The 25,417-nt window shown below is 68.5% G+C and carries 23 protein-coding genes; 12 read left to right on the forward strand and 11 right to left on the reverse strand.

The features are described 5' to 3' along the window. The first annotated feature begins 3 nt into the window (after positions 1–3). From fliR to cckA, 3 genes are all read left to right on the forward strand, one after another. Positions 4–774, forward strand: a complete 771-nt coding sequence (gene fliR, locus ACFYLW_RS02135; RefSeq protein ID WP_390182655.1) for a flagellar biosynthetic protein FliR — start codon at positions 4–6, stop codon at positions 772–774. Continuing rightward, positions 767–1,843, forward strand: coding sequence for a flagellar biosynthesis protein FlhB (flhB, locus tag ACFYLW_RS02140; RefSeq protein ID WP_390182656.1), 1,077 nt, complete (start codon positions 767–769; stop codon positions 1,841–1,843). The genes fliR and flhB overlap by 8 nt, the downstream gene beginning before the upstream one ends. A gap of 259 nt (positions 1,844–2,102) precedes the next feature. Continuing rightward, a complete protein-coding gene (gene cckA / locus ACFYLW_RS02145; protein ID WP_390182868.1) occupies positions 2,103–4,133 on the forward strand; it encodes a cell cycle histidine kinase CckA in 2,031 nt (676 codons plus the stop codon). 664 nt (positions 4,134–4,797) lie between these two features. Here the strand turns inward: cckA and ACFYLW_RS02150 are convergent. Together ACFYLW_RS02150 and ACFYLW_RS02155 are read right to left on the reverse strand one after the other, a co-directional pair. Beyond that, a complete protein-coding gene (locus ACFYLW_RS02150) occupies positions 4,798–5,517 on the reverse strand; it encodes a DUF6456 domain-containing protein (protein ID WP_390182657.1) in 720 nt (239 codons plus the stop codon). Continuing rightward, positions 5,514–5,900 carry a chromosomal replication initiator DnaA gene (locus tag ACFYLW_RS02155; RefSeq protein WP_390182658.1) on the reverse strand — a complete coding sequence of 129 codons (387 nt, stop codon included), beginning with the start codon at positions 5,898–5,900 and terminating at the stop codon, positions 5,514–5,516. Before ACFYLW_RS02155 ends, ACFYLW_RS02150 begins: the two co-directional genes overlap by 4 nt. Before the next feature lie 373 nt (positions 5,901–6,273). On the opposite strand from ACFYLW_RS02155, the gene ctrA reads away from it, so the two are divergent. After that, on the forward strand, positions 6,274–6,975 hold the full coding sequence (gene ctrA / locus ACFYLW_RS02160) for a response regulator transcription factor CtrA (protein ID WP_207825828.1): 702 nt from the start codon (positions 6,274–6,276) through the stop codon (positions 6,973–6,975). A gap of 252 nt (positions 6,976–7,227) precedes the next feature. On the opposite strand, the gene ACFYLW_RS02165 is transcribed toward ctrA, so the two are convergent. The 4 genes from ACFYLW_RS02165 to fliI form a co-directional block, all read right to left on the reverse strand. After that, entirely contained in the window at positions 7,228–7,905 is a 678-nt protein-coding gene (locus ACFYLW_RS02165) for a methyltransferase domain-containing protein (RefSeq protein WP_390182659.1), read from the reverse strand. Positions 7,906–8,129: 224 nt separating this feature from the next. Beyond that, a complete protein-coding gene (locus ACFYLW_RS02170; RefSeq protein WP_390182660.1) occupies positions 8,130–9,182 on the reverse strand; it encodes an endo-1,4-beta-xylanase in 1,053 nt (350 codons plus the stop codon). A 6-nt stretch (positions 9,183–9,188) separates the two neighbouring features. Further along, a complete protein-coding gene (locus tag ACFYLW_RS02175) occupies positions 9,189–9,602 on the reverse strand; it encodes a flagellar export protein FliJ (RefSeq protein WP_312066109.1) in 414 nt (137 codons plus the stop codon). 56 nt (positions 9,603–9,658) lie between these two features. Continuing rightward, complete coding sequence (gene fliI / locus ACFYLW_RS02180; RefSeq protein WP_390182661.1) at positions 9,659–11,002, reverse strand: flagellar protein export ATPase FliI; 1,344 nt, start codon at positions 11,000–11,002, stop codon at positions 9,659–9,661. A 199-nt stretch (positions 11,003–11,201) separates the two neighbouring features. On the opposite strand from fliI, the gene ACFYLW_RS02185 reads away from it, so the two are divergent. Next, complete coding sequence (locus tag ACFYLW_RS02185; protein ID WP_390182662.1) at positions 11,202–12,695, forward strand: methyl-accepting chemotaxis protein; 1,494 nt, start codon at positions 11,202–11,204, stop codon at positions 12,693–12,695. A 131-nt stretch (positions 12,696–12,826) separates the two neighbouring features. Here the strand turns inward: ACFYLW_RS02185 and ACFYLW_RS02190 are convergent, their stop codons facing one another. Continuing rightward, on the reverse strand, positions 12,827–13,738 hold the full coding sequence (locus ACFYLW_RS02190; RefSeq protein WP_390182663.1) for a DMT family transporter: 912 nt from the start codon (positions 13,736–13,738) through the stop codon (positions 12,827–12,829). 87 nt (positions 13,739–13,825) lie between these two features. Between ACFYLW_RS02190 and ACFYLW_RS02195 the strand changes: the two genes are divergently transcribed. Beyond that, positions 13,826–14,305: an Lrp/AsnC family transcriptional regulator gene (locus tag ACFYLW_RS02195; RefSeq protein WP_390182664.1), complete on the forward strand. Its 480-nt coding sequence runs from the start codon at positions 13,826–13,828 to the stop codon at positions 14,303–14,305. On the opposite strand, the gene ACFYLW_RS02200 is transcribed toward ACFYLW_RS02195, so the two are convergent. Next, a complete protein-coding gene (locus tag ACFYLW_RS02200) occupies positions 14,241–15,305 on the reverse strand; it encodes an alpha/beta hydrolase (RefSeq protein ID WP_390182665.1) in 1,065 nt (354 codons plus the stop codon). The genes ACFYLW_RS02195 and ACFYLW_RS02200 overlap by 65 nt on opposite strands. 139 nt (positions 15,306–15,444) lie before the next feature. Between ACFYLW_RS02200 and cysK the strand changes: the two genes are divergently transcribed. The 3 genes from cysK to ACFYLW_RS02215 all read left to right on the forward strand — a co-directional run bounded on the left by cysK (position 15,445) and on the right by ACFYLW_RS02215 (position 18,321). Continuing rightward, positions 15,445–16,425, forward strand: coding sequence for a cysteine synthase A (gene cysK / locus ACFYLW_RS02205; protein ID WP_390182666.1), 981 nt, complete (start codon positions 15,445–15,447; stop codon positions 16,423–16,425). 89 nt (positions 16,426–16,514) lie between these two features. Beyond that, positions 16,515–17,729 (forward strand): DUF2336 domain-containing protein, encoded by a 1,215-nt coding sequence (locus tag ACFYLW_RS02210; protein ID WP_390182667.1) that lies wholly within the window; start codon positions 16,515–16,517, stop codon positions 17,727–17,729. A gap of 163 nt (positions 17,730–17,892) precedes the next feature. Beyond that, a complete protein-coding gene (locus ACFYLW_RS02215; protein ID WP_292084178.1) occupies positions 17,893–18,321 on the forward strand; it encodes a MucR family transcriptional regulator in 429 nt (142 codons plus the stop codon). A 236-nt stretch (positions 18,322–18,557) separates the two neighbouring features. On the opposite strand, the gene ACFYLW_RS02220 is transcribed toward ACFYLW_RS02215, so the two are convergent. The 3 genes from ACFYLW_RS02220 to ACFYLW_RS02230 all read right to left on the reverse strand — a co-directional run bounded on the left by ACFYLW_RS02220 (position 18,558) and on the right by ACFYLW_RS02230 (position 21,833). Then, complete coding sequence (locus tag ACFYLW_RS02220) at positions 18,558–19,676, reverse strand: DUF2336 domain-containing protein (protein WP_292084177.1); 1,119 nt, start codon at positions 19,674–19,676, stop codon at positions 18,558–18,560. Continuing rightward, positions 19,673–20,731: a hypothetical protein gene (locus ACFYLW_RS02225; protein WP_390182668.1), complete on the reverse strand. Its 1,059-nt coding sequence runs from the start codon at positions 20,729–20,731 to the stop codon at positions 19,673–19,675. The genes ACFYLW_RS02220 and ACFYLW_RS02225 overlap by 4 nt, the downstream gene beginning before the upstream one ends. 73 nt (positions 20,732–20,804) lie before the next feature. Then, positions 20,805–21,833, reverse strand: a complete 1,029-nt coding sequence (locus ACFYLW_RS02230; RefSeq protein ID WP_390182669.1) for an ABC transporter substrate-binding protein — start codon at positions 21,831–21,833, stop codon at positions 20,805–20,807. Between the two features lie 784 nt (positions 21,834–22,617). On the opposite strand from ACFYLW_RS02230, the gene ACFYLW_RS02235 reads away from it, so the two are divergent. From ACFYLW_RS02235 to ACFYLW_RS02245, 3 genes are all read left to right on the forward strand, one after another. Then, positions 22,618–23,709, forward strand: a complete 1,092-nt coding sequence (locus tag ACFYLW_RS02235; protein WP_390182671.1) for a DUF5694 domain-containing protein — start codon at positions 22,618–22,620, stop codon at positions 23,707–23,709. A gap of 108 nt (positions 23,710–23,817) precedes the next feature. Continuing rightward, entirely contained in the window at positions 23,818–24,489 is a 672-nt protein-coding gene (locus ACFYLW_RS02240; protein ID WP_390182672.1) for a hypothetical protein, read from the forward strand. A 348-nt stretch (positions 24,490–24,837) separates the two neighbouring features. Continuing rightward, on the forward strand, positions 24,838–25,317 hold the full coding sequence (locus ACFYLW_RS02245) for an IPTL-CTERM sorting domain-containing protein (RefSeq protein ID WP_390182673.1): 480 nt from the start codon (positions 24,838–24,840) through the stop codon (positions 25,315–25,317). The last annotated feature ends 100 nt before the right edge of the window (positions 25,318–25,417 follow it).

Genomic DNA, 25,417 nt, shown 5'->3' on the forward strand with positions numbered 1-25,417 from the left:
CGCATGGAGCCTTACGCCACCGCCGATCAGATCTGGGCCGGCGGGCTGATCTTCGCCCGGATCGGCGCGATCCTGATGACCATCCCCGGCATCGGCGAGAGCTATGTGCCGCCGCGCGTGCGCCTGTCGCTGGCGTTGCTGCTGTCGCTGGTGATGTGGCCGCTGGTGGCCGGGACCCTGCCGGCCTTGCCGCCGACCCTGGGCGGCATGGCAGGCTGGATTATCCGCGAGGTCCTGACCGGCCTAGCCATCGGCGTCATCCTGCGCAGCTTCATGACGGCCCTGGTCACGGCGGGTGAGATCATCTCGCAGCAGACCACGCTCGGTTTCGCCCAGACGGCCAACCCGCTGCAGGCCTCGCCGGGCTCGACCCTGTCGGCCTTCTTGATGCTGCTGGGGGTGACGCTGATCTTCGCCACCAACACCCATCACCTGTTCATCGCCGGCATCCTGGGCTCCTACGAGACCATCTCGCCCGCCAAGCCGATGATCGCCGCCGATTTCGCCGCCATGGCTGTCCGGACCCTGGGGCAGAGCTTCATGCTGGGGGTCCAACTGGCGGCGCCGGTCCTGGTCTTCGCCCTGATCTTCAACCTGGCGTCCGGCCTGGTGGCGCGGGTCATGCCGGCGTTTCAGGTCTATTTCGCCGCCGCTCCGCTCAGCGTCCTTCTGGGCCTTTCGATCTTCGCGCTGAGCCTCGGCGTGATGGGAACCATCTTCATCGACCGCTATCGCGTCCTGACGCGAGTGTTCACGGGAGGGAGCCTTGGCTGAAGGTTCCGATCCCGAGTCGAAAACCGAAGAGGCCACCCCGCGAAAACTTGAGGACGCGCGGAAGAAGGGCGACGTCGCCAAGTCGCCGGACGTGGCGGCGGCCATGTCCCTGGCCGGCGCCGTGGCGGTGCTGCTGATCGGCGGCGGCTATTTCTCGCAGCAGATGGCCGAGGACATGCTGCCCTTCCTGGCCGAGCCGCACGCCATGCTGGGCGGGCTGGAGGCGGGCGCCGGGGTCGAGATCGGCATGAGGGCGGTCTGGGCCGTGACGCCCTTCCTGGCGGCCCTGATGCTGGCGGTCATCATCGGCGGGGTGGGGGGCAATCTGGCCCAGTCGGGCTTTATGTTCACCGCCGAGAAGCTCAAGCCCAAGTGGTCGTCGGTCAGCCCCCTGTCCGGCTTCAAGCGCATCTACGGGCCGGACGGCATCGTCCAGTTCATCAAGACCTTTCTGAAGCTGATCGCCATCGGCGCGGTCTGCTGGTGGGTGCTGAAGCCCCACGCCCGCGAGTTCGAGAACCTGGCGGCCATGAGCCCGGCCGCGATCCTGCCCTTAGCGCGGGATCTTGCGGGATCGCTGATGATCGCCGCCCTGATCTTCCTGGCCTTCACCGCCGGGGCCGACTTCATCTGGCAGAAGTTCCGCTTCGCCAAGCGGATGCGGATGACCAAGGAGGAGATGAAGGAAGACTTCAAGCAGACCGAGGGCGACCCCCACGTGAAGGGCAAGCTGCGTCAGATCCGCATGCAGCGCAGTCGCCAGCGCATGATGCAGGCGGTGCCGGGCGCCACGGTGATCGTCACCAACCCGACCCACTATTCGGTGGCCCTGCGCTATGAGCCGGATCAGGGCGACGGCGCCCCCATCTGCGTCGCCAAGGGCGTCGATGCGGTGGCTCTGCGCATCCGCGAGCTGGCGAAGGAGAGCGGCGTGCCGATCGTCGAGAACGTGCCCCTGGCCCGCGCACTCTATGCGACGGTCGAGGTGGACGAGGTCATCCCGCGTGAACATTTCGAGGCGGCGGCCAAGGTGATCGGCTTCGTCATGCAGGGACGGAAGCGGCGGTGATAATGCAGCGCCGTGTTTCTCTCTCCCCTTCATGGGGAGGGTGGCTGACGCGCAGCGTCAGACGGGTGGGGGCGGCTTGGCTGATTAAGCGCTGCGCCCGTTTCACCCAGCCCTCCCCACCCGGTCGCTGCGCGACCACCCTCCCCATGAAGGGGAGGGAGAGGCGTCTCGTTAGGGCGCACGAACGAGCTTCGGTATGCTGATGGTTAATGATTCGCGCGGGCAGGACGCCATGACGATTTCCCGGCCGAAGGCGGCGATGACGCGCCGTCCGACCTTTGATCCCCTGTTGGTGGTGATGGCGCTGGGTTTCTCCCTGGCGGTCGCGGCCATGGTCTATCCGGCGTTTCGCGCCAACGCCTTCACGGCGCCCGGTCTGATCCTGATCTTCGCGGCGGGCGCCACGGCGGTGATCTGGCTGTTCGCCTTCGGCCGGGCCGAGGTGCGCCGGGCTCACGGCGACACGGCGGTCGAGATGCTGGACGCCATGGCCGAGCCAGCGGCGCTGGTGTGGCCGTCCGGTCAGGTGCTGGCCTACAACGCCGCCTGGGCCGAGGAGAACGGCGCCGTCACTTCGCTTCCGCGCGGCAAGTCTGCGCAAGCCCTCTACATGGCCTTCGCCCAGGCTCGCGAAGGCCATCAGGGCCGCGCCATCGTCCAGATCGGCGCGCGCGAGATCGAGGTCCTGATCGGTCAGGCGGGGCAGGGGCGTTTCCTGGTCCGCGCCGCGCCTGACGCTGTCCTGCCGGTGCCGCAGGCCGCCCCCGTCGCCGCCCCCGCCAAGGTCAGCGGCGAGGCCCGCGCCATGGCCGCCGGCGCGCCCTTCGGCTCGACGGTGATCGCCGGCGACGACCTGTTCGCGGGCAGGGCCGAGGATTCCAACGCGGCCCTGGCCGTCCTGACCGGCCCGGCCGCGTCCGGCGACGCGGCCTTCGGCCACCTGTTCGACCTGGCGGGCGTGACTGAGGCGAAAGCCAAGCTGGCCGCTGGGTCTTCGGGGCCGATCGAGCTGGTGGCCCGCGCCTATCCCGACCGTCACCTGCACCTCTATGTCGCGCCGGAAGGCGACAAGCGCCGCGTCTGGCTGTTCGACGTCTCGTCGCAGAAGTCGATGGAGCTGCAGCTGTCGCAGGCCCAGAAGATGCAGGCCGTGGGCCAGCTGGCCGGCGGCGTGGCCCACGACTTCAACAACCTGCTGACCGCCATCCAGATGCAGCTGTCCGAGCTGCTGGAGCGCCATCCGGTCGGCGACCCCTCCTATGACGGCCTGAACCAGATCCGCCAGACCGGCATCCGCGCCGCCGATCTGGTGCGCAAGCTGCTGGCCTTCTCGCGCAAGTCCACGGTGCGGCGCGAGCGTCTGGACCTGGGCGAACTGGTCGGCGAGTTCGCCGTCCTGCTGCGCCGTCTGCTGCGCGAGGACGTCCGTCTGGAGACCGACTACGGCCGCGACATGCCCCTGGTCCTGGCCGACAAGAGCCAGCTGGAAACCGCCGTCATGAACCTGGCGGTCAACGCCCGCGACGCCATGCGCGGCGTGGTCGAACCGGGCGCGGGCGTCGTCACCATCAAGACCCGCCGCCTGACCGAGGGGCAGGCTCGCGACATGGGCTGGCGCGAGGCCAAGGGCGAGATCGCCCTGATCGAGGTGTCCGACACCGGTCCCGGCGTGCCGCCGGAACTGCTGGACAAGATCTTCGAGCCCTTCTTCACCACCAAGGCGGTCAACGAAGGCACCGGCATGGGCCTGGCCACCGTCTATGGCATCGTCCAGCAGGCGGGCGGCCACATCAGCGTCTCGAACATCGAAGGCGCCGGCGCCGCCTTCCGCATCTTCCTGCCCGCCGCCTCGGCCGAGGAACTGGTCGCCGCCCCGGTGGTCGAGAAGGTGGTCAAGGCCGCGCCGCGCGACCTGTCGGGCGCCGGCCGCATCCTGTTCGTCGAGGACGAGGCCGCCGTGCGCGGCATCGCCGCGCGCCTGCTGCGCCAGCGCGGCTATGAGGTGATCGAGGCCGCCGACGGCGAGGAGGCCCTGATCCTGGCCGAGGAATGGGCCGGCCAGATCGACATGATGATCTCCGACGTCATCATGCCGGGGCTGGACGGTCCGTCCTTGCTGCGCAAGGCCCGACCCTTCCTCGGCGACGCCCCGGTCATGTTCATCTCGGGCTATGCCGAGAGCGACTTCTCGGACCTGCTGCAGGACGAAACCGGCGTCTCCTTCCTGCCCAAGCCGCTGGACATCAAGACCCTGGCCGAACGCGTGAAGCAGCAACTGCACGCGAGCTAAACCTTCACCGCCGTCATCCCGGGGCTGCGCAGCAGAACCCGGAACCCAGGCGGCGGATTTCAAGCCTCGCCCCCATCAGGTGCAGTCGCCTGAGCCCCGGCGCTTCGCTTCGCTACGGCCGGGAGGGCGGCGGAGTGACTGGGGCGCGCGAGTCTGCTTTCGGGCGGGACACCTATTTCACAAATCGACCAGTTGCGGACAGCCTTCAGACAGGCACAATGGTGCCTTCGGAGGCTGTTTTTATGTTGTCATTCTTCATCGCGGCCCTGATCCTGATAGCCCAGACTTTGCCGCACAGCGTAGCCCCCAGCGAAGTCCGTGGCAGCGTATCCGAAGCAATGAGAGATCTCGGAGAAGCGACAGGGTTGTGTTTGGCTCATCTACCAGCGGGAGCGAAGGATCGGCTTGATGCCGGTGCTTTAAAATCGCCCCCTAGGAACGACAAGGAACGCCTTCTCGCAAGTTTCCACAGTGGATTTTCGGCTGGCCAAGCCAATTCTGCCCGCGCCGCTATCTCTGCCCAGCAGTGCGCAGCAATGATGGAGGCCGCTCAGGATAGGGTGGAAGTTGCAATTGCCTCGGCAGTTGCGGCGGGCCTCTAACGTCCGCTTCCCACCCTTAGCGGACGTTCAGGGCCTCTGTTTCTTGGAACGAGGCGGCGTCCTCACCCGATCCCGTAGTGATCGGCCAGGGCCTGCAACCCCTGCTTCAGCACCGTCTTGCCCTGGCGACGACGCAGGGACAGGTCCTGTTCCGCCAGTTGCAGCGACGTGCCGTGGATACAGACGCGCTCGACTAGGGCGCGCAGGCGCGGGCCGCAGGCGCTCAACGCCGCCTCGACGCGGGCCGAGGCCGACAGGGCGCGGTCACTCGGCTCGACGCGCGCGGAACTGCCGCCGCCGGAGCGGGGCAGGGCGTCCCAGCGCATGGTCAGGGAGGGGCCGCTGAGGGCGATCTCGGCCTCATGGCGCAGCCGTTCGCCCGCCGCGACCTCGGCCGGGGTCAGCCAGGGGCGGCCCGAGGCGTCCTTGCGCCGGGCCAGCCAGGCGACGGGGCTTTCGCCCAGATTGGCGCGGCGCGTGGTCAGGCGTCCGTCGGCCTCCATGACCGGGCGCTCGCCCTCGATCAGGCCGGGGCGGCCGGGCGGCGAGGGCGACAGCGAGGTGTTGCGGGCGGGCGTCGGGCGCGGCAGCCAGCCGCCGCCGTCGCGTCGCCTCAGGCCTGGCCGTTCGATCAGGGCGCGAAACGCCGCCTCGTCCAGGGTCAGCACCACCCGCCCGCGCCGGTCGCCGCCGAGCCGCAAGGGGTAGGCCCCGTCCGACTGGTCCAGCCAGGCGCCGGGCCGGTCCAGCAGGGACCGGGCGCGTTCCAGCATCCGGCTCATCGGCCGCCTCCCGCCATCACGGCCAGGTCGACGGCGGGCAGTTCCGATATGGCGCGCAGGCCCGACTCCAGCCCATCCATCACCGCATCGTAGCGGTCGTCGTCGCGTGCGTCCTCGGCCCAGCGGCAGGCGGTCGAGGCGGTGGCCCGGTTCAGGCCGAAGGCGTGGCCGACCCGCTCCAGCGGCCAGCCGTAGGAGACATGGGCCAGGTACATGGCCGACCAGCGGGCGCGGCAGGCGCGCGGGCGCGTCCGTTCGCGCCGGAGCATCTCGCTAGCCGGAACCCCGAAGGCGTAGGCCGCCAGATGCAGGGCCGCGTCGGCCCGGATGCGGTCGCCCTCCGTCACCGGCACGCGATAGGGCTCGGCCCGATAGGATTCCATGTCGTCAGTTGCTCCCGAACCTATTTTTCTGTGGTCCCCATCATGTGTCGTGCAGAGGGGTGGGTTAGGAATCTTGTCCTAGACAACGTCAGAATCGGTCGTTTCGCCTTGTCCCGCGCGGGATCGGCTGTGGAGCAATGGATGCGCGACGGGGGATGTTGCGAACGTCAAGGGGGCAAGACGCGCGGCGTGGTTAATAAATTAACGAATCCTTGACTCGGGACTCTGGACGCCGATTCGCAAATCACCTTAGGCGTTCCATATCGGGACCCGTTAACCCTTCTTAAGGTTTTGACCCGTTAACGTTGGAACAAGGTTACCCGGCTGTCGCTCCCTTGGCGGCCGAACCAAAGCTTTGCCTGGAGGGGCATGAATGCGCGTCCTGCTGATTGAAGACGATCACGCCACGGCCCAGAGCATCGAACTGATGCTCAAGTCGGAAGGCTTTAATGTCTATACGACCGACCTGGGTGAAGAAGGCATCGATCTGGGCAAGATCTATGACTACGACCTCATTCTGCTGGACCTGAACCTGCCCGACATGAGCGGCCTTGAGGTTCTGCGTCAGCTGCGCGTCGGCAAGATCAATACGCCGGTCATGATCCTCTCGGGCAGCCACGAGATCGAGACCAAGGTCAAGACCTTCGGCGGCGGCGCCGACGACTACCTGACCAAGCCCTTCCACAAGGACGAGCTGATCGCGCGCACCCACGCCGTGGTCCGTCGCTCCAAGGGTCACGCCCAGGCCATCATCCACACCGGCGAGATCGCCGTGAACCTGGACGCCAAGACGGTCGAGGTGGACGGTCACCGCGTGCACCTGACCGGCAAGGAATACCAGATGCTGGAGCTGCTCTCGTTGCGCAAGGGCACCACCCTGACCAAGGAAATGTTCCTGAACCACCTGTACGGCGGCATGGACGAGCCCGAGCTGAAGATCATCGACGTCTTCATCTGCAAGCTGCGCAAGAAGCTGGCGACGGCCGCCGGCGGCAAGCACTACATCGAAACCGTCTGGGGCCGCGGCTACGTCCTGCGCGACCCGTCGGAAGGCGCGATCAACGTCGCCGCCTGAATGACGCCCTGAGCCTCCACTCAGGTCCGAAGATTGAAGCGCCCGCCGGGAAACCGGCGGGCGTTTTGCTGTTCTGGGCCCTTCTCCCCTTGAGGGAGAAGGTGGGCGCCGGAGGCGCTCGGATGAGGGGTGTAGGCGCCTGACTAGGCAATGAAAAGCGATGACGCCTGCCCGATCACCCAAGAGCGTCGCTCGCACCCCTCATCCGTCAGGCTCCGCCTGCCACCTTCTCCCACAAGGGGAGAAGGAAGATCAGCCCCGGACTGCGATCAGCGACTTGGTCAGGCCCAGCACCACCTCGTCGTGGTGTTCGGCGTCGGGCAGCAGAAAGCGGAACTGGGTCTTGTCAAGCAGGCGGGCGTGCTGGACGTCGCGCATGGCGGCGCCGACGTCGGGGGCCTTCTGCGAGAAGCCGTGGGCCTTGCGCATCAGGGCGCGCGCCCGGCTCTGCTCGCTGCGCCAGTGGAAGAAGGGCGCCGAGAAGTGGGGCTCGATCGGGAACCAGAAATAGGGGGTCTGGACGTAGTAGCGCGGGGCCAGGCGGCGGGCCTCGGCGGCGAAGGCCTCCATCCGCACCCAATCGCCGACGTGCTCGACGACCGAGTTGGAGTGGACCAGGTCGAAGCTGTTGTCCGCATACTGGGGCAGGGAGCAGGCGTCGCCGTCGACGTCGTCGAACAGGGTCTCGTCCACCGCCTCGAAGCCGCCGGGGTTCACCAGGGTGATGCGGACTTTCATCGCGTCAAGGAAGTCGCGCGGGAACAGGTTCCAGTATTCCGGCTCGCCGCCCAGATCGATGATCCGCACCGCGCCCTTCTCGGCGTGGATGGCCTCGATCAGGGCGGTGACGCGCCTGGCGCGGGCGCGGCGGAAACGGGACACCAGCGAGTTGGGGTCGGCGTTATCCTGAAGGGCGTGGATCAGCTTCATGACGCCGTTAGATCAGGTCGGCGTTGCCTTCCGGTAAACCTGCCGATCCTCCCCCGTGCAACGGGGGAGGGGGACCGCGGAGCGGTGGAGGGGGCGGCTTCAAGCTGGCGCTCAAGCGTTCGGAATCCGCCAGTCATCTTGGCTTGGCCCATTGCGCGTGATCTTGCCCCCTCCACCATGCTTCGCATGGTCCCCCTCCCCCGCTTCGCAGGGGAGGATCAAGGTCAGGCTTTGAACACCGCCTCCAGCGCCGCCGCCAGGGGCTTGGGTCGGCCCAGGGCGTCGAACAGCAGGGGTTGATCGCGCCCGTCGTCCTCGGGCGGGCGTCGCAGCCAGCTGTCGGTGTCGCGCAGGCCCCAGGCGGTGAAGGCGAAGCGTTGGGCCGGGGGCAGGGCCATGAAGGCCTCGGCCAGTTCGACCACGCGGGCCTTCTGCTGGGCCAGCTTCTCATCGCGCGAACGGGTGTCCAGGCGGCGGTCGGCCCGCAGCGAGGCGTCCAGCTCGGAGACATGAATGGGCAGGCCGAAGGCGGCCAGCTCGCGCATGAAGGACGTGATCTGACCGGCGGGGATCTCGATGTCGAGGTGCGACTGGGTGCCCAGACCGCCGATCGGCGCCCCGGCCTTCAGCAGGCGCTCGACGGTGCGCAGGAAGGTCGCGCCCTTCCTCGGATTGTTCTCGAGGTTGTAGTCGTTGATGAACAGGACGGCGTCGGGCGCGGCCAGCTTCGCCTGCTCGAAGGCGCGGATCATGTAGCCGTCCTGGCCCAGGCGCTGGCTCCACAGACAGTCGCGCAGGCCGTCGCCGTTCTCGGCCACCGGCTCGTTGACCACGTCCCAGCCCACGGCCTGGCCGCGATAGCGTCCGGCGACGGTGGCGATCCAGCGGTCGTAGTCGGCCTCGAACCGGGTCTGATCCAGGTCGTGGAAATGCGGGTGATCCTGAGCGTACCAGATCAGGGTGGTGCCATAGAGCCGCAGGCCATGGTCGCGGGCGAAGGCGGCGATGCGGTCGGCGGCCGAGAAGTCATAGCCGCCGGTCGGCGACAGGATCCGCTCCATCTTCATCTCCCACTCGGGGGTCAACTGATTGAAGTGGGTGCGGACCAGATCGACCCATTGCGGGTCGTCGAACTGACCCGTCATGGCGCTGAGGCCGACGGGGAAGGGGGCGGTCGCCTTGAGCGGGGCGATGGTCGGCGGCGGCGCCGGCGGTTCGGCCGAGCCGCAGGCGGCCAGGGCGAGCGGCGTCGCCAGGACGGCGCGGCGCGAAATCATCGGGCGTCAGCCCTCGGCCCGGCGGCGCAGGCCCATTTCGTCGAAGGCGGCGGTTTCGCGCTTGGCGGCGGCGATCAGCTTGTTCAGCCGGGTCGTCTCGGCGACGTGCTCGAACTTCTTCAGCTCCTCGAAGGCGCTGGTCAGGGCGTCGCGGGCGCCTTCCTCCTCGGCGGAGACGGCGGCGACCACGCCTTCGGCGTCGGCGCGCTTCAGCGCCCAGCCCTTCAGGTAGGCTTGCAGCATCATGCCCGACGACGGGTCCAGGCGGGCGTTCTGACGCTCGATCTCGACCTCGGCGTCGAGGACGGCGACGCGCATCTCGGCCTCGGCCTTGCGAGCCGCGACCTCGGCCAGGCGCTTCTGCAGCGTCTCGACCTCGTAATTGGAGATGCGGATCAGGGATTGGGCCCAGGCGGTCATGGCGTCACGATGCGGTTGCGGGGGTTAATACTTTGGAACGATGGTCTGTGAAGGCCCTAGGGGGCGACCATGCCCTGGTTGAGGATGGCCTCCAGCCGCACGAAGCTCTCGTCCAGACTGGTGTGGTCGTCCTTGTCCTGGCCCAGGAAGTCCTCGAGCGCCGGGTTCAGGGCGATGGCGCGGTCGACGATGGGGTCGGCCCCGCTGCGATAGGCGCCGATCTTGATCAGCTCTTCCATGTTGGCGTAGGCCGACAGGCACTGACGGGCGCGGCGGTTCAGCTCGCGCTCGGGCGGGGTCTGGCAGCCGGGCAGGGTCCGGCTGACCGACTTCAGCACGTCGATGGCGGGGAAGCGGCCGCGCTCGGCGATCTTGCGGTCCATGACGATGTGGCCGTCGAGGATGCCTCGCACGGCGTCGGCGATCGGCTCGTCATGATCGCCGCCATCGACCAGGACGGTGAACAGGGCGGTGATCGGCCCGGCCTCGGTGCCGTCGGGGCGGATCGGGCCGGGGCCGGCGCGCTCCAGCAGCTTGGGCAGTTCGGTGAAGACGGTGGGCGTATAGCCCTTGGTGGTCGGCGGCTCGCCCGCGGCCAGACCGATCTCGCGCTGGGCCATGGCGAAGCGGGTGACCGAGTCCATCAGGCACAGGACTTCCAGCCCCTGATCGCGGAAGTATTCGGAGACGGCGAGCGTCATATAGGCCGACTGGCGCCGTTTCAGCGCCGGTTCGTCCGAGGTGGCGACCACGACCACTGCGCGGCGCAGGCCCTCTTCGCCCAGGGTCTCCTCAATGAACTCGCGGACCTCGCGGCCCCGCTCGCCGATCAGGCCGACGACGACGACATCGCAGGTGGCCTGCTTGGCCAGCATGGACAGCAGCACCGACTTGCCCACGCCCGAACCGGCGAAGATGCCGAGGCGCTGACCCCGGCAGGTGGTGGTGAAGACGTCCATCGAGCGCACGCCCAGGTCCAGCCGCTCGCCCACCCGGCCGCGCGAATGGGCCGGCGGCGGCGAGGCGCGCAGGGGATAGGGTGCCGGCCCCTGCGGCAGGGGACCGAGGCCGTCGATGGGCTGGCCGAAGGCGTCGATGATGCGGCCCAGCCAGGCGGTGGTGGGGCGCACGCTGGCGGCGGTGTCGATGATGCGGATGTCGGCGCCGGGGGCCACGCCCTCGACCGGACCGAAGGGCATCAGCAGGGCCTTGGCGTCGCGGAAACCGACGACCTCCGCGGGCAGGGGGGGCTGGCCTCGCCGCTCGATCTCGGCGCGGGCGCCGACCGCCAGACGCGACAGGCCGCCCCGGGATTCGATCAGCAGGCCGCTGACGCCCGCCACCTTGCCGGTGACGACCAGCGGGTCGATCGCTTCAACGGCGGCGACGAGATTGCGCAAGCAGGGCCCCTCAGGCTGCGATCGGGTCGATCCGAACGCCGTGCCTTACCCATTAACGAATGGGCCATCGTGGTTAACGAGCGGTGAAGCCGGCCTACGGGAATGCCCTTATGCTGCACCGCAGAAAAACTAAGGTTTCAGATTTTACATTTCACGATCAGTGGCGTCATCAGCAAGTCATCGCCAGGGAGCGGGCTGGATGTTCGGCAAGGGTCGTCAGAAGCGTGACGTGGAGCAGAAGCTCCATGACCTCGACAGCAAGATGGCCGCGATCGGCCGATCCCAGGCGGTGATCGAGTTCGATCTGGACGGCCGCATTCTGGACGCCAACGACAACCTGCTGACGACGATGGGCTACAGCCTGGACGAGATCCGGGGTCAGCATCACCGCACCTTCATGGATCCGACGGAGGCGGCTGACCCCGCCTACGCCGCCTTCTGGCGCGACCTGAACGCCGGGCGGTTCGTGGCGACGAAGTTCCGGCGTCTGGCCAAGGGCGGGCGCGAGGTCTGGCTTCAGGCCAGCTACAACCCGGTCATGGGACCGGACGGGCGGCCCAGCAAGGTCATCAAGCTGGCGGTGGACATCACAGAAGCCGAACAGGAGTTCGCCCGCCGCGAAGCCGAACGTCTGAGCGCCGAGGCGGCCCAGAATGCCCTGGTCGAGGCCCTGGCCGGCAGTCTGGCGCGTCTGTCGGACGGCGACCTGACGGCGCGCATCGAGCAGGAGATGAGCGGCGCCCACGGCCAGGTGAAGAGTGATTTCAACAACGCCGTCGAGTGTCTGGGGCAGACCCTGGCCCAGGTGCTGCAATCGGTGTCGGGCCTGCGCGGCGGCTCGGATGAAATCTCCAGCGCCTCGGACGACCTGTCGCGGCGCACCGAACAGCAGGCCGCTTCGCTGGAAGAGACAGCCGCGGCTCTCGACGAAATCACCGCCACGGTGAAGCGCAGCGCCGAGGGCGCCCGTCAGGCCGCCGCCGTGGCGGGCGAGGCGCGCGGACAGGCCGACCGCTCGGGCGCTGTGGTCCGCGAAGCCGTCGCCGCCATGGACGGCATTCGCAAGAGCTCGGACCAGATCAGCGACATCATCGGCGTGATCGACGAGATCGCCTTCCAGACCAATCTTCTGGCCCTGAACGCCGGGGTCGAGGCGGCGCGGGCGGGCGACAGCGGGCGCGGCTTCGCCGTGGTGGCCTCCGAGGTCCGGGCCCTGGCCCAGCGCTCGGCCGAAGCGGCCAAGGAGATCAAGACCCTGATCTCGGCCTCGGCCGTGGAGGTGGCGCAAGGCGTGAAACTGGTCGGCGAAGCAGGGGCCTCGCTGGACGCCATCGCCGGCAAGGTAGGCGAGATGGACGCCCTGGTGGCCGAGATCGCGGCCTCGTCCCAGGAGCAGTCGTCGGGCCTCAGTCAGGTCAATGCGGCGGTGAACCAGATGGATCAGGTCACCCAGCAGAACGCGGCCATGGTCGAGCAGAGCACGGCGGCCGCGCTCAGCCTCAAGACCGAGGCGGAGGGTCTGGCGCGGCTGGTCGGGCGCTTCCGCACAGGGCAGGAAAACGGCGGCGTCGTGCGCGAACTGGCGGCTGCGCCTCGTCTTCAGTCCGGACCCCCACCCGCGCTGGACAGCCAGCGGGCGCGGCTGCGCGCCGTGGCCAACGGCGGCCTGTCCGAGGCCTGGACGGAGTTCTGATGCCTTAGAAGACGCGCTGGATCGCCAGCCGCATCACGACGGCGAGGATCAGGCCGAAGATCAGCCCGACGGCGATGTTGCCGACCGGCGTGCGCAGGCAGGCGAGCAGGGCTTTCATGGACGTCTGATCATCAGGCCGGAGCGGCGGGATCTTGCAGCGGCTGGTCCTCGCCCGCCGGCGAGGTCAGGACCGCGCCGATCGAGGCGGTGATGATGGCGGCGATAGCCAGCCATTGCAGACCGCTGAGGTGTTCGCCCAGGAACAGCAGGCCGGCCAGGGCGCCCACCGCCGGGTCGCCGCTCAGCATGACGCCGAAGGTGCGCTTGGGGATGCCCTTCAGGGCGATCATGTCCAGGGTGTAGGGCAGGGCGCTGGAGACCACGGCCACGATCAGGCCGAGCATCAGGATGGACGGGTCCAGCAGCTTCAGACCTGCCGTGGCGACGCCGAAGGGCACGACGGTCAGGGCCGCCATCGACATGCCGACCGCCACGGTCGGGCCGCTGGGCAGGTGGCTGACTCGCTTGCCGAAGACGATGTAGAGGGCCCAGAAAAGCGCCGCCGCCGCAGCGAAGGCGCAGCCGACCGGGTCCAGCGCCTTCACGTTACCGTCCAGGGGCAGCAGCAGGGTCAGACCCAGCACCGCGAAGCCGATCCAGACGAAGTGGATCAGCTTGCGCGAGTTGAGCAGGGCGATGGTCAGCGGCCCGGTGAACTCGATGGCCAGGGCCACGCCCAGCGGGATGGTGGCCAGCGACATGTAGAAGCACAGGTTCATCAGGCCCATGACCACGCCATAGATCGCCAGCCCCTGGAGGTCGGCGCGAGACAGGCGTGCGCGCCACGGCCGCCAGATCGCCAGCAGGATCAGGGCCGACAGGCCGACGCGCAGCGACGCCGTGCCTGCGGCGCCGACCATGGGATACAGCGACTTGGCGAAGGAGGTGCCCAGGGACAGGGAGACGATCCCGCCTATCAGGGCGAGATAGGGCAGGGCGGCTGAAAGTCGCGGCGAATTCAGGTGCAGGCTCAGGGAGGACATCGGCCGGGAACCTAATGAAAAGCCGTCTGTGTTTCTCGCTGAAATCTGCTGATAGAATGCCAGAAAACTGCGCCAGGATGAATGCAGATGCACGAAACCGTCACGCTCGATGATTTCGACCGCCGGCTGCTGGATCTGGTCCGGCGCGACAACCTGCAGCCCGCGCGGGTGCTGGCGGACAAGGTGGGGCTGTCGGAATCGGCGGTGTCGCGCCGCCTGCGCCGTCTGCGGGAGGAGGGCGTCATCATCGCCGACGTGGCGGTGATCGATGAAGGCCGGCTGGAGCGCGCCCTGACCATGCACGTCCTGGTCGAGATGGAGCGCGAGGGGACGGCGGTGCTGGACGCCCTGATCGAGAGCCTGACCGCCCGACCCGAGGTCCAGGCCGCGTGGTACGTGACCGGCGAGACTGACTTCGTCCTCTATGTCCGCGTGCCGACCATGGAGGCCTATGAGGTCTTTACCCGTGAGGTGCTGAACGATGACGCCCGGGTCCGGGCCTTCAAGACCCTGATCTCGATCCGCGAGGTTCTGCCCTTTGACCCGGCGCGGCGGGGGCTGGGTTGAGGGGCGCCGCGTGGCGGTTGAGGAAGGCGGCGCTGCGGTCCAGGGCGGCGCGGGCGTCGGCCAGGTCGAGGTTGAACTGATACTCGTGCGCCAGGGCGGGTTGATGATCGGCGGGATAGAAGAGGGCGTCGACGGCCACGCCCCTGTCCCTGGCGACTTCGGCCAGACGCGATGACTGGGGCGTCAGGGGGTCGGCGTTGCCGCCCGAGATGAAGATGGGCGGAAAGGCGGGGCTGAGGTGACGGATGACCGACATCTCGCCGACGCGCGGATCATCCTGAAAGTCGCGACGGCCCAGGTAGGCCCAGACCACGGTGCGGATGAAGCCGGCCATCGGCCCCTCCATGTCGACGAGCGCCGCATCATAAGCCCCGCAATGCAGGACGACGCCGCGCAACTGCTTCGGCGTCAGGCTGGGCTTGATTCCTGTCAGGCGAGCATAGGCCGGATCGACGGTCAGGTTGGCGACCTGGGCGGCGATCTGGGACCCGGCGGAATCTCCGGCCAGGAAGATGCGGTTGCGGTCTATGCCCAGGGTCTCGGCGTTGGCGTCCAGCCAGCCCAGGGCGGCGTTCACCTGACGCACCGGGGTCGGGTAACGCGCTTCGGGGGCGATGGTGTAGTCGACGCTGACCGTGGCGAAGCCGCGCGCGGCCAGGATCTTCAGGTAGTTGCCGATCTGACCCTTGTCGCCCGACACCCAGCCCCCGCCGTGGACCCAGACGACGACGGGCAAGGGGCCGTCCGGCGCGGCGCCTGCCGGGGGGAGGTAGAGGTCCAGCCGTCCGTTCCGGTCCGCCGGATCATAGGTCAGGTCCAGCTGCGAGCGGACCCCTGCCGGGACCCGTTCGGCCAGGGCGGCGTTGGTGCGAGCCGAATCCTTGTCGAAAGCCTGGCGCACCAGGAGCGCCGAGGGCCAGGGGCTGAAGCGGAAGGCTGCGGCTCCACCCGCCGCCAACAGTCCGAGGATTACAAGAATCGACAGAACCAGACGCTTCATGGCGGGCATCTCCGTGACACTCCATTCTAGCATCCGCGCTTCGTCTAAGGCAGGGCTTAGAATTCCTGTGCGGCGCGATCTTGCCTCGGGCGTATAAGGGCTGTCACTTAGGCTGAAACCGCCGAACGGAGCCCTCCCCATGTCCGACACCGCCTATGACGCCAGCCGCCACAAGAAGGCCGGGCGCGGCCGGGTCTATGACAGCATCATCGACACCATCGGCGACACGCCCCTGGTTCGGCTGCCCAACCTGACGGCGGAGCATCAGCCCAAGGCGACTGTTCTGGCCAAGCTGGAGTTCTTCAACCCGATCGCCTCGGTCAAGGACCGCATCGGCGTGGCCATGGTCGAGGCGCTGGAGCAGGCGGGCCAGATCAAGCCCGGCTCGGTGCTGATCGAGCCGACCAGCGGCAACACCGGCATCGCCCTGGCCTTCGTCGCCGCTTCCAAGGGCTACAAGCTGATCCTGGTCATGCCCGAAAGCATGTCGATCGAGCGCCGCAAGATGCTGGCCCTGCTGGGCGCAGAGCTGGTGCTGACCCCCGCCGAGCAGGGGATGAAGGGGGCCATCGCCATGGCTCAGGACCTGCTGGCCCGCACGCCCGGCGCCGTCAGCCCCTCGCAGTTCGAAAACCCCGCCAATCCGGTCATCCATGAGGTCACCACGGCCGAGGAGATCTGGAACGACACGGCGGGCGCGGTGGACATCGTCGTCGCCGGCGTCGGCACCGGCGGCACCATCACCGGCGTCGGCCATGCCCTGAAGGCCAAGAAGGCCTCGGTGCAGATGATCGCGGTCGAGCCGACCGCCTCGCCGGTGCTGTCGGGCGGCGCGCCGGGCCCGCACAAGATCCAGGGCATCGGCGCCGGCTTCATCCCGACCATCATCGACCGCGCCGTGATCGACGGCGTCGAGCAGGTTTCCAACGAGGACGCCTTCGACATGGCCCGCAAGGTGGCGCGCGTCGAAGGGGTTCCTGTCGGCATCAGTTCGGGCGCGGCCCTGACGGCGGCCTTCCGTCTGGCGGCGCGGGACGAGAACGCGGGCAAGACCATCGTCGCCATCATCCCCAGCTTCGCTGAGCGTTACCTGTCCACGGCCCTGTTCGAGGGGCTGTAAGGGCAGGCCGCTTTCTCCCTCCCCATGAAGGGGAGGGAGAGTTCTTGCCCCTCACGCGCGGTTAACCGGCTCGCCCTAGGGTAGAAGCCATGTCGATTCCGGCTGTCAGTTCCGACGCCGACGCCCCGACCGGGCCGTCGAAAGCGCGCCAGACGCTGCTGCGGCGGCTGGCCGACGTCGTCTGTCTGCCCGCCAGTCGGATCAACGCCTTTGAGCGGGCGGTGACGGGCGACCTGCTGGTCGAGATGCTGCGCCTGGCCCCGGTCGATGAGCGACGCCGCGTGGCCGTGCGCCTGGCGCCCCTGGCGGAGCTGCCGGACAGTCTGGCGCGGCTGCTGCTGCGCGACGAGCCGTCTGTGGCGGCCCCTCTGATCGAGCAGTGCGCCTCCCTGACCGACGTCGACCTGATCGGCTGCGCCCGCGACGCCGGCATCGAGCATCGGTTGCTGATCGCCGAGCGACGCGGCCTGTCGGAAGTGGTCACCGAAACCCTGCTGAGCTTCGGCGAAGACGCCGTCGTCGAGGCGGTGCTGAAGAACAATTCGGCCCGTCTGGCCCAGGTCGCCATCGAGGGCGTTGTCGCCCTGAGCCGTCAGAGCCGCGCCCTGTGTGCGTCGCTGTTGAAGCGCCCTGAACTGCGGCCGTCGGGGGCCTATGTCATGTTCTGGTGGTGCGGGGCCGAGGAACGCCGCATCGTGCTGCAGCGCTTCGCGGTGTCGCGCGAGGTCCTGCAGGACAGCGTCGAGGACCTGTTCGCCGTAGCCGCCGCCGAAGGCTGGTCCGACCCGGTGACGCGCAAGGCCCTGCAGTTCATCGAGCGGCGTCAGCGCAATCGCGCCGCCATCGACAAGAGCCCGTACAGCGGTCTGGAAGCCGCCGTCGCCGCCGCGGGGCAGGGCATGACGCGCGACCTGGTCGGAGAGATCGGCTATCTGTCGGGCGTCAAACCCCTGACCTCGGCCAAGATCATGGGCGACGCCGGGGGCGAGCCCCTGGCCATCCTGTGCAAGGCCACCGGCCTGTCGCGGCTGGACCTGCAGACCCTGTGGCGCGCCATGCGCCGGCCCGAACTGACGGCTGACGGCGAGGTCCATCCCGACTGGGAGCGGGTGCAGATCACCTATGAGATGCTGGCGGTCGACCGGGCCCAGACGGTGCTGCGTTACTGGAACTGGTCTTTGTCCTCGGCCCTGACGCCGGCCCTGCTTCGGGCGATCCGCGAGGGCGACGAAGAACTGATCGACGAATACTCCGCGCCCGAGCGCGCGGCCATGCTGGCGCTTGCAGATAACTTCGGTCGCTGAAGCGCGACGACTGAATTCAGTGCAGATGATTAGAAGAATGCGCCTGCAGGACGCGGTTCTATGCTTGCATTGCCATATTCGACAAACATACGTATGAAACCAACCTCCGACGGGTCGGGATTGATCAGTCGAACGTGTTTGGCTCCTGCAACAGGCGACCCCCATGGAAGAAAAACCCGAACTGCTGGAAATGACGGCGGACATCGTGTCGGCCTATGTCAGCAACAACACCGTCTCGGCTGACGCTGTGCCCGGCCTGATCGCCCAGATTCACGCGGCCTTGTCCGGCGTGTCTTCGGCGCCGGTGGAAGTCGAGCCCGAGCCCAAGGAACCGGCGGTTCCGGTGCGCAAGTCGATTACGCCCGACTTCCTGATCTGCCTGGAAGACGGCCGCAAGTTCAAGTCGCTGAAGCGCCACCTGCGCACCAAATACAACATGAGCCCCGAGGAATACCGGGCGAAGTGGGGCCTGGCCAAGGACTATCCCATGGTCGCCCCGAACTACGCCAAGGCCCGTTCGGACCTGGCCAAGCAGATGGGCCTGGGCCAGGGCGGCCGCAAACCGGCCCGCGCCACCCGCGCCAAGAAGTAAGACCGGCCTTTCAAGGCTGGATGCAGCGCCCGTCTTCCGAAAGGAGGGCGGGCGTTTTGTTTTGCGCCGTTTCTGCCTCCCACTTGGGGGAGGGTGGCTGACGCGAAGCGTCAGACGAGTGGGGGCGCTTCGGCAAGTCAGACCCTGCGTTCGGTATCGCCACGCCCTCCCCACCCGGTCGCTGCGCGACCACCCTCCCCATGAAGGGGAGGGAGAGGCGTTGCGCCTCTGGGTCTTTACGCCGCGTGCATGGCCTTGCGCATGCGCCAGAAGCGCAGGGTGCGCTGGGCGGCCTCGACGGTCAGGTCGTTGTACATGCCGGCGTAGGCGCGAGCCTTGCCCATGGCGTCGCCGTCGGTGTTGAGCAGGACCACGGCATAGGTCAGGAACAGGGCGCGATCCAGGTCGGCGGCCTTGCAGACCACGGCCAGGGCGTCCAGTTCGCGCCGCTCGACGATCTGGCGGGCGGTGTGGAAGTCGATGTCGGCCAGTTGCGACAGGGCGATCAGGAAGGAGGTCCGGCTGCCCGAGCGCAGGAAGCGGGCCAGGACCGGCGGGGTCAGCTGGCTGGCGACGTTCAGTTCCTCGACATAGGCCAGGCTCTCGGCGTAGTCGGGCGGCAGGGCGCCGTCGTCGGTGGCGACGCGGGTGCGTCCGGCGGCCAGGGCGCTTTCGAGCAGCGCCGGATCCATGCGGGCGTTCTGTTCCAGAATGCGCTGACGCAGGCGGGCCTCGACCTCGAAATACATCTCGTTGAGCAGGTCGGCGGGCAGGCTGGCGCGCTCGACCGTGGGGGCGTGCAGGGCCGGGTTGGCGCGGGCGCGCTCGACGGCGGCCTCGCAGGCGGCGCGCGACATCTGGGCGCCGTCGTTGCCCAGCAACACGCCCAGGGTCTCGTCGTCGCCGCGTTCGACAATGGCGTCGGACACAGCCTCGGACACCGAGGCGCGCTGGCTGACGGCGCGGATGTGGCCCTGGCCGCGCGAGCGGATGACGTGGATCAGGTCGGCCTCGGTCAGGACCGGCGAGGCGCGCAGCACCGGATGGGCCACGGACTCCGCCTCGTCGTTGGCGAGGCGGCGGATCAGTTGGCGCGGGGCGTCCGGAGCGGCGGCGAAACGCTCGGCCAGTTCGGCGCGGACCGCGACCTCCATGGCGTCGGTCAGGTCGCTGAACACCGCGCCATAGAGGGCGGTTTCGGCCTCGGTGCGCTCGGCGGCGCCGAAGAAGGTGTCGGTCAGTTCGCGCAGCAGGGCGCGTCGCTTCTCGCTGGAGGGCTCCTTGGCGAGGGCGATCAGGTCGGGCAGACGCGAGTCGGCGTCAGTAGCCGGGGGCAGGGCGGCGCCGTCGCTCATGGCAGGATCGGGTCTTCGTTGGCGGGCAGGGCCTGGAGACGGCCGTTCGCGTTGCGGATCAGATTGGGGGCGGCGGGCGGTTCGGCCAGGTCGGTCGAGGCGGGCGTGGAGCTCAGTTCCACCGGCAGGGCGTCCAGATAGACCGGCGCGGGCAGGGGGGTGGCGTCGGGCTGGCGCCCGGCCTGGCGGTGGACCGAATAATAGCGGGCGCCGCCGTCCGCGGCAGGCGCGGCAGGCGCGGCTGCCTGGGCCTGCGGTTGGGCCTGCGGTTGGGCCTGCTCGGACGGGGCCGGTCTTTGCAGTCGGAAGATCGGTGCGTCGCGACGCGGCGCCATGGGGTCGGCGGCGGCCTCGGGCGCGGGCGCCTCCGGGAGCGGGGCCTCGACGATCGGCGCGGCGGCGACCGGGGCCGGCGCGGGCGTCGGCTCCGCGCGCGGCGCAGGGGCGGCAGGCATCGGCCGTGAGGGCGCGGGGCGAGAGATCGCTACCGGCGGCGAAGGCGGCGCCGCCTCGGCGGTCTCCGCGAAGTAGCCGGTCGGGGTCCCGGAAGCGGGGGCTGGTGCGGGAGGCGGCGCGGGCGCGATGGCGCGCGTGCGGCTCCAGGGGGCGGGGGCGGGCGCGACGACCGGCGCGGGCTGGGCCGCCGGGGCCTCGACGGTCGGGGCGGGCTGCGGCGCATAGGCAGGGGCCTGGGAGCCGATCCAGGCGCTGGCGGGCGTCAGGCCCTGACGCGAAGCGGCGCTCAAGGCGGGCGCGGCGGCGGGGGCGGGATGGCCTCCGTGGGGGATGATGGGCGGACGGCCGGGCGAGGATGCGGCGACGACGGGCGCGGCTTCGTCGACCCCCGCGGCCTCGGGCGCCGGGGCGGAGGGGACGGGGCGGTAGGCGCGACCCGGCCAGGACAGGTAACGCAGGCCGGCGGCGTTGGCGCTGGAGGGTGCAGTCGACTGGGGCGCAGCAGACTGGGGCGCAGGCGTCTGGGCCGCGGCGGGCGCGGCCAGGCCCAGGGCGCAGGCCCCGGCGGTCAGGATGGCGGTGATCGGCGGGCGTCGCACGGACGGCCTCCTGCTGCGGTCGGCGTTCAGTCGGCAGACTAGGCGCGCACGACTTAATCCGCTGCTAACGCGCCTAGCCGCGACCGGGCAGGTACTGGGTGGTGAAGGCCTCGCGCCAGTCGGGGGGCGAGGGATAGGAGGCCTCGGTCTGTTCGGCGAAGGCCTGCCAGCGGTCGGGGGTCATGGTCCCCAGGCCGTAGAGGGCCGCGTCGCCGCCGTCGACCACGGCCTCGGTGCGCAGGCTGTCGCGCACGGCGTTGAGTAGCCGCTGGTTCAGCTCGGGGTTGGCGCGGCGGATCAGGGCGTCGCCCTTGGACCCGTCGCCGTGGACATAGTCGCGCCAGCCCTCGACCGAGGCGGCGATGAAGTCGCGCAGGGCCCGGGCGTTGTCGCGGGCGAAGGCATTGGGGGCCAGAACCAGGCCGGCGTAGGAGGGATAGCCGTCGTCGGCCGGGACCAGGACGCGCGGCTGGAACCCGGTCTCGCGCGCGATCATGGAGGGATCGCCCGTCGTCAGTCGGCCGACCAGAACTGATTTCGGGTCGTCGCGGAAGGCCTTGAGGTTGTCCTCCGGCGTGCCGGGGCGGACCTGATCGGACGCCAGTTCGAAGCGGGTCCGCAGCCAGTTCCAGAATCCGGCCTGGTCGGCGGGGCTCATCAGGATGGGGCGGTCGCGCAGGGCCGACAGGGTCTCCAGCGGCTGGTTGGGCCGGGCCATCAGGACCACGGGGTCCTTTTGCAGGAAGGCGGCGACGGCCTTGACCGGGGCGCGGTCGGCGATCAGCCGCATGGGGGCGAAGCTGTCGACGCCGAGGGCCAGTTCCACCGCGCTGGCGGCCAGCAGGGCGGGGACGTCGGCCCCGGCGGCGCCGGTCAGGATTTCGACGTTCAGGCCGCGCCGCTCATAGGCCCCGGTGGCGATGGCCTGATAGAAGCCGCCGTGAGCGGCGGTGACCGGCCCCCCGGCGGCCACGCGCAGGCGAACCCGGCCGGATTCGTCGACCGGGGCCTCGGCGCGACCACAGGCGGACAGGGTGCTGACGGCGGTCAGGCCGGCGGCGCCCAGCAGCAGATTGCGGCGGGAGAGTCGGTCGAAGGTCATTGAGGGATGGTTTAGGCGGCGGCGGCGGACTTGGAAAGGTCGGCGGCGCCGCACTGCACACTGGAACCAGGCCAGGGGATTTTCAGCGAGCGGAATTGAGCGAGGGGACGCGACCCTGGCCGAAGCCCGATCACGTCCCCTCGCCAAGTCCGGGTTGGACCTGGCCGTTCGGGTCAGGGCCTGGCCTTTTCTCCGAAGCGAATACCCGCATAGGGACGCGAGCGTCCGAACCGATTTCGCTGCGGCGCTTTCGGGCGAACCCGGCGGCGTCGGCTGGTCTCCTGGCGGCCCCTGGTCGTGTCGGGCGCGTCGTCGGGACGCGTCGTCTTCGATCCCGGCCTGGTTCTCCGTGATCCCCGCGCCGAGGCGCTGAAGGATCGGGAGCCTGTGGCCCTGCCTCGGTGTCTCCGCGTCCTCCGAAGAGGCTTTGGGACCCTGGGTCAGAGAGCCGGACCGGTTCGCTTGAAACCCTCTAACCCATTGCTGGATCTTGGATTTCCGCGCCGCCGTGTCCCGTTGGCCTGTTGACGTTCTCGCGGAATCCGCTATTCGGCAAGCGCCCGAATTCGGCTGGCTGTGCGGAATCGTCCCGGCCCCGGTGGGCAAGTCTGTGGATATCTGTGGACGGACGGAATTCGCATTCGCGGATCAAGGGTTTGCGACTGTCCACAGGAAAGCCACCCTTGGCGTTAATGAGCGGGATTTAACGGGGCGGCGGACCGGATTCGCTTTAATGGCTGCGCTTGCGTCGTCGACGGCGCGTCGATCCCTCAAGGCTGTTCCCGTGATTTCCATCCGTTCTTCCGCCGGTCTTCTGGCGCTCGGCGTCGCCCTCGCTCTGACGGGGACGGCCGCCGCCCAGACCTATCGTCCCGCCTTCCAGCCGGATCAACTGAAGGGGCCGCCCGCGGGGCCGGTCAATCAGGTGCTGGTGGTGGGCTCGCCCCACCTGGCCCAGATGGGCGGCGCGGTGAAGGCCGAGATGCTGACGCCCTTGCTGGATCGTCTGGCGGCCTGGGCGCCGGAGGTGATCGCCGTCGAGAACGTCTCGGGCCTGCAATGCGACGCCATGCGCCGCTATCCGCAGCGCTACGCCATCTCGATCAGCGACTATTGCCCGGACGTCAGCCACGCCGGCCAGCAGGCGGGGCTGGACGTCCCGGCGGCCAACGCCGAGGCCGAGCGCCTGCTGGCGGAATGGCCCGCGGCGCCGAGCCCCGAGCAGCGTCGCCGTCTGGCGGCGGTCTTCCTGGCGGCGGGCGAGCCGACCTCGGCCTTCGTTCAGTGGCTGCGCCTCAGCCCGGCCGAGCGCCGCGAGGGCGAGGGGCTGGACGCGGTCCTGGTCGCGCAGCTGAACACGCAGATCGACAGCATCAACGAGAGCGATTCCGTCGCCGCCGTCCTGGCCGCGCGGCTGGGGCTGGAGCGGGTGTGGAGCGTCGACGACCACTCGGCCGATCGCTATCCGGCGGACATCAAGGGCTTCGTCCGGGCCATCCGCCAGGTCTGGAACAATCCGGCGAGCGAAGAGCGCAAGACGGCCGAGGCGCCGTTGGACGCCGGGCTGTCGCAACCCGACGGCCTGATGAACCTCTACCGCTATTACAACAGCCCCGAGGCGATGCGCCGGGCCTATGAGAGCGACTTCGGCGCGGCCCAGAAGGACCCCTCGCCCGAGGGTTTCGGCCGCATGTATCTGGCGTCCTATGAGACGCGGAACCTGCGCATGGTCGCCAATATGCGCGACGTGATGGGTGTGAAGCCGGGCGTGAAGATGCTGACCCTCGTGGGCGCCTCGCACAAGGGCTACTACGAGGCCTATCTGAACCAGATGCACGACGTGGTCCTGGCGGACGCGGAGCAGGTGCTGCGCTGATAGAGGCGTGACGCAAGGGGGCGGCCGACCGACCGTCGGGCCGTCCTCGCGTCTCCCGGCAGACAGGACGGACGAGTCTGCTATCGTGGCCCCGCACGGGGGTGGCGCATGAACGTCCTGACCATTCTGCGATCGGTGGAGGAGCTTCTGTATGAAGTCATCTCCTGGCTGCTCTTCTATCCGCGCGCCCTCTGGATGACCGTGATGCGGCCGCTACGGACGATGCGGTATTCCGACAGCGAGCAGCGCGACCGGCCCGAGCAGCAGTATCTGGAGACCCTGAGCCCGCCGCTGTTTCTGGTGCTCAGCATCCTGCTGGCCCACGGCGCCGAGCTGGCCTTCGGGCTGGGCGTCGAACAGGGAACCTCGGCCCTCGGGCGGCTGGTGACGGGCAATGAGCAGGCGCTGCTGGCGTTCCGGGCCCTGTTGTTCAGCCTCTATGCCGTGATCTTCGCCTGGCTGGCGCTCAGGCTGACGGGCAAGCGGATCGACCGGGAGAGCCTGCGCGCCCCCTTCTTCGCCCAGTGCTATCTGGCCGGGGCGACCGCCATCCTGATCAGTATGGGCAGCATCGGGCTGCGTGCGAACAGCGATCTGACCGTCGCGGCGGGGGGCCTGGTCATTGCGGCGACAACGGTCTGGTACATCGCGGTCGAGGCGGTCTGGCTGCGCCGCGAGTGCGGCCGTGGCCCGGTCACAGCGGGCGTCATCGCCCTGGCCGCCTATGCCGGGGCCTCGGCTCTGGTGTTCAGCCTGGGGCTGATCGTGGCCTGGCGGTAGGGGCCGCTTTCGGGGCGCAGGATGGGGTCTGCTTTCGACCCATTGCGAACCTAAAGAGCATAGGTGTGAAGAGCATCATCGCTCAAGACAGTTTGGCGATTGTTTAGCCTAGTTTCAGGCTGACTCACGCCACGCACATTTTGACGTTGACTTATTATAGAACGTTGATTGTCGATTGACCTCTATGGTGAAGGTTGCCAGAGGGTAACCTTCATTTCTGGGGGAGTCTCTAATGTTCCGCAACCTGTTCGCTGCCCTGTGTGCAGTTCTTGTCACGCTAGCCGCAGGGACCGCTCGGCCCAAGTGATTTCACAGCCGAATGGAGTCGGACCCGTTGGATCAGCGGGATTGGGCCAGAACTTTACGGCGACGGCCACGGGGACGGTGACTGAAATCCAAGTACGCTCGCGTACCAATATCGCTACGACAGTCTACTTCTTCAACGGCGCCGGCAGCGGCGCAACCGGCAGCAATGCAAGCGCGGTTTCGTCGCAGGCTGTCACCCTCGTTGATCAGGGAAGCGATGCCGCCGGGTTTCAGACCATAGTTCTCGCAACCCCGCTGCCCGTCGTAGCGGGCCATGTGTACACCTTTGCATTTGATGCATACGTGGAGATGTCAGCGAATATTGATTCCTACGCAGGGGGTACTATGCTAAGCAATTACAACAATTCTGACATAAACGTCGATCTGGCCTTTACCGTCACTCAGGTCGCAGCACCTCCTGCCGCCGTGCCCACGATGACGGAATGGGCCATGATCCTGTTCGGCACGATCCTGGCCGGCGGAGCCGCGCTCTATATCCAGCGACGTCGCCAATTCGCCTAAGCGTTTTCTGCCGTCTATCTTACGGCCCCGTCGGCAACGGCGGGGCCGTTTGCACGTCCGCTAACCACCCTTAGCGGCCTTCTGAATTGTCTGCTGCGGA

The organism is Brevundimonas sp. NPDC007368 (genome assembly GCF_042869015.1).
GTDB lineage: Bacteria > Pseudomonadota > Alphaproteobacteria > Caulobacterales > Caulobacteraceae > Brevundimonas.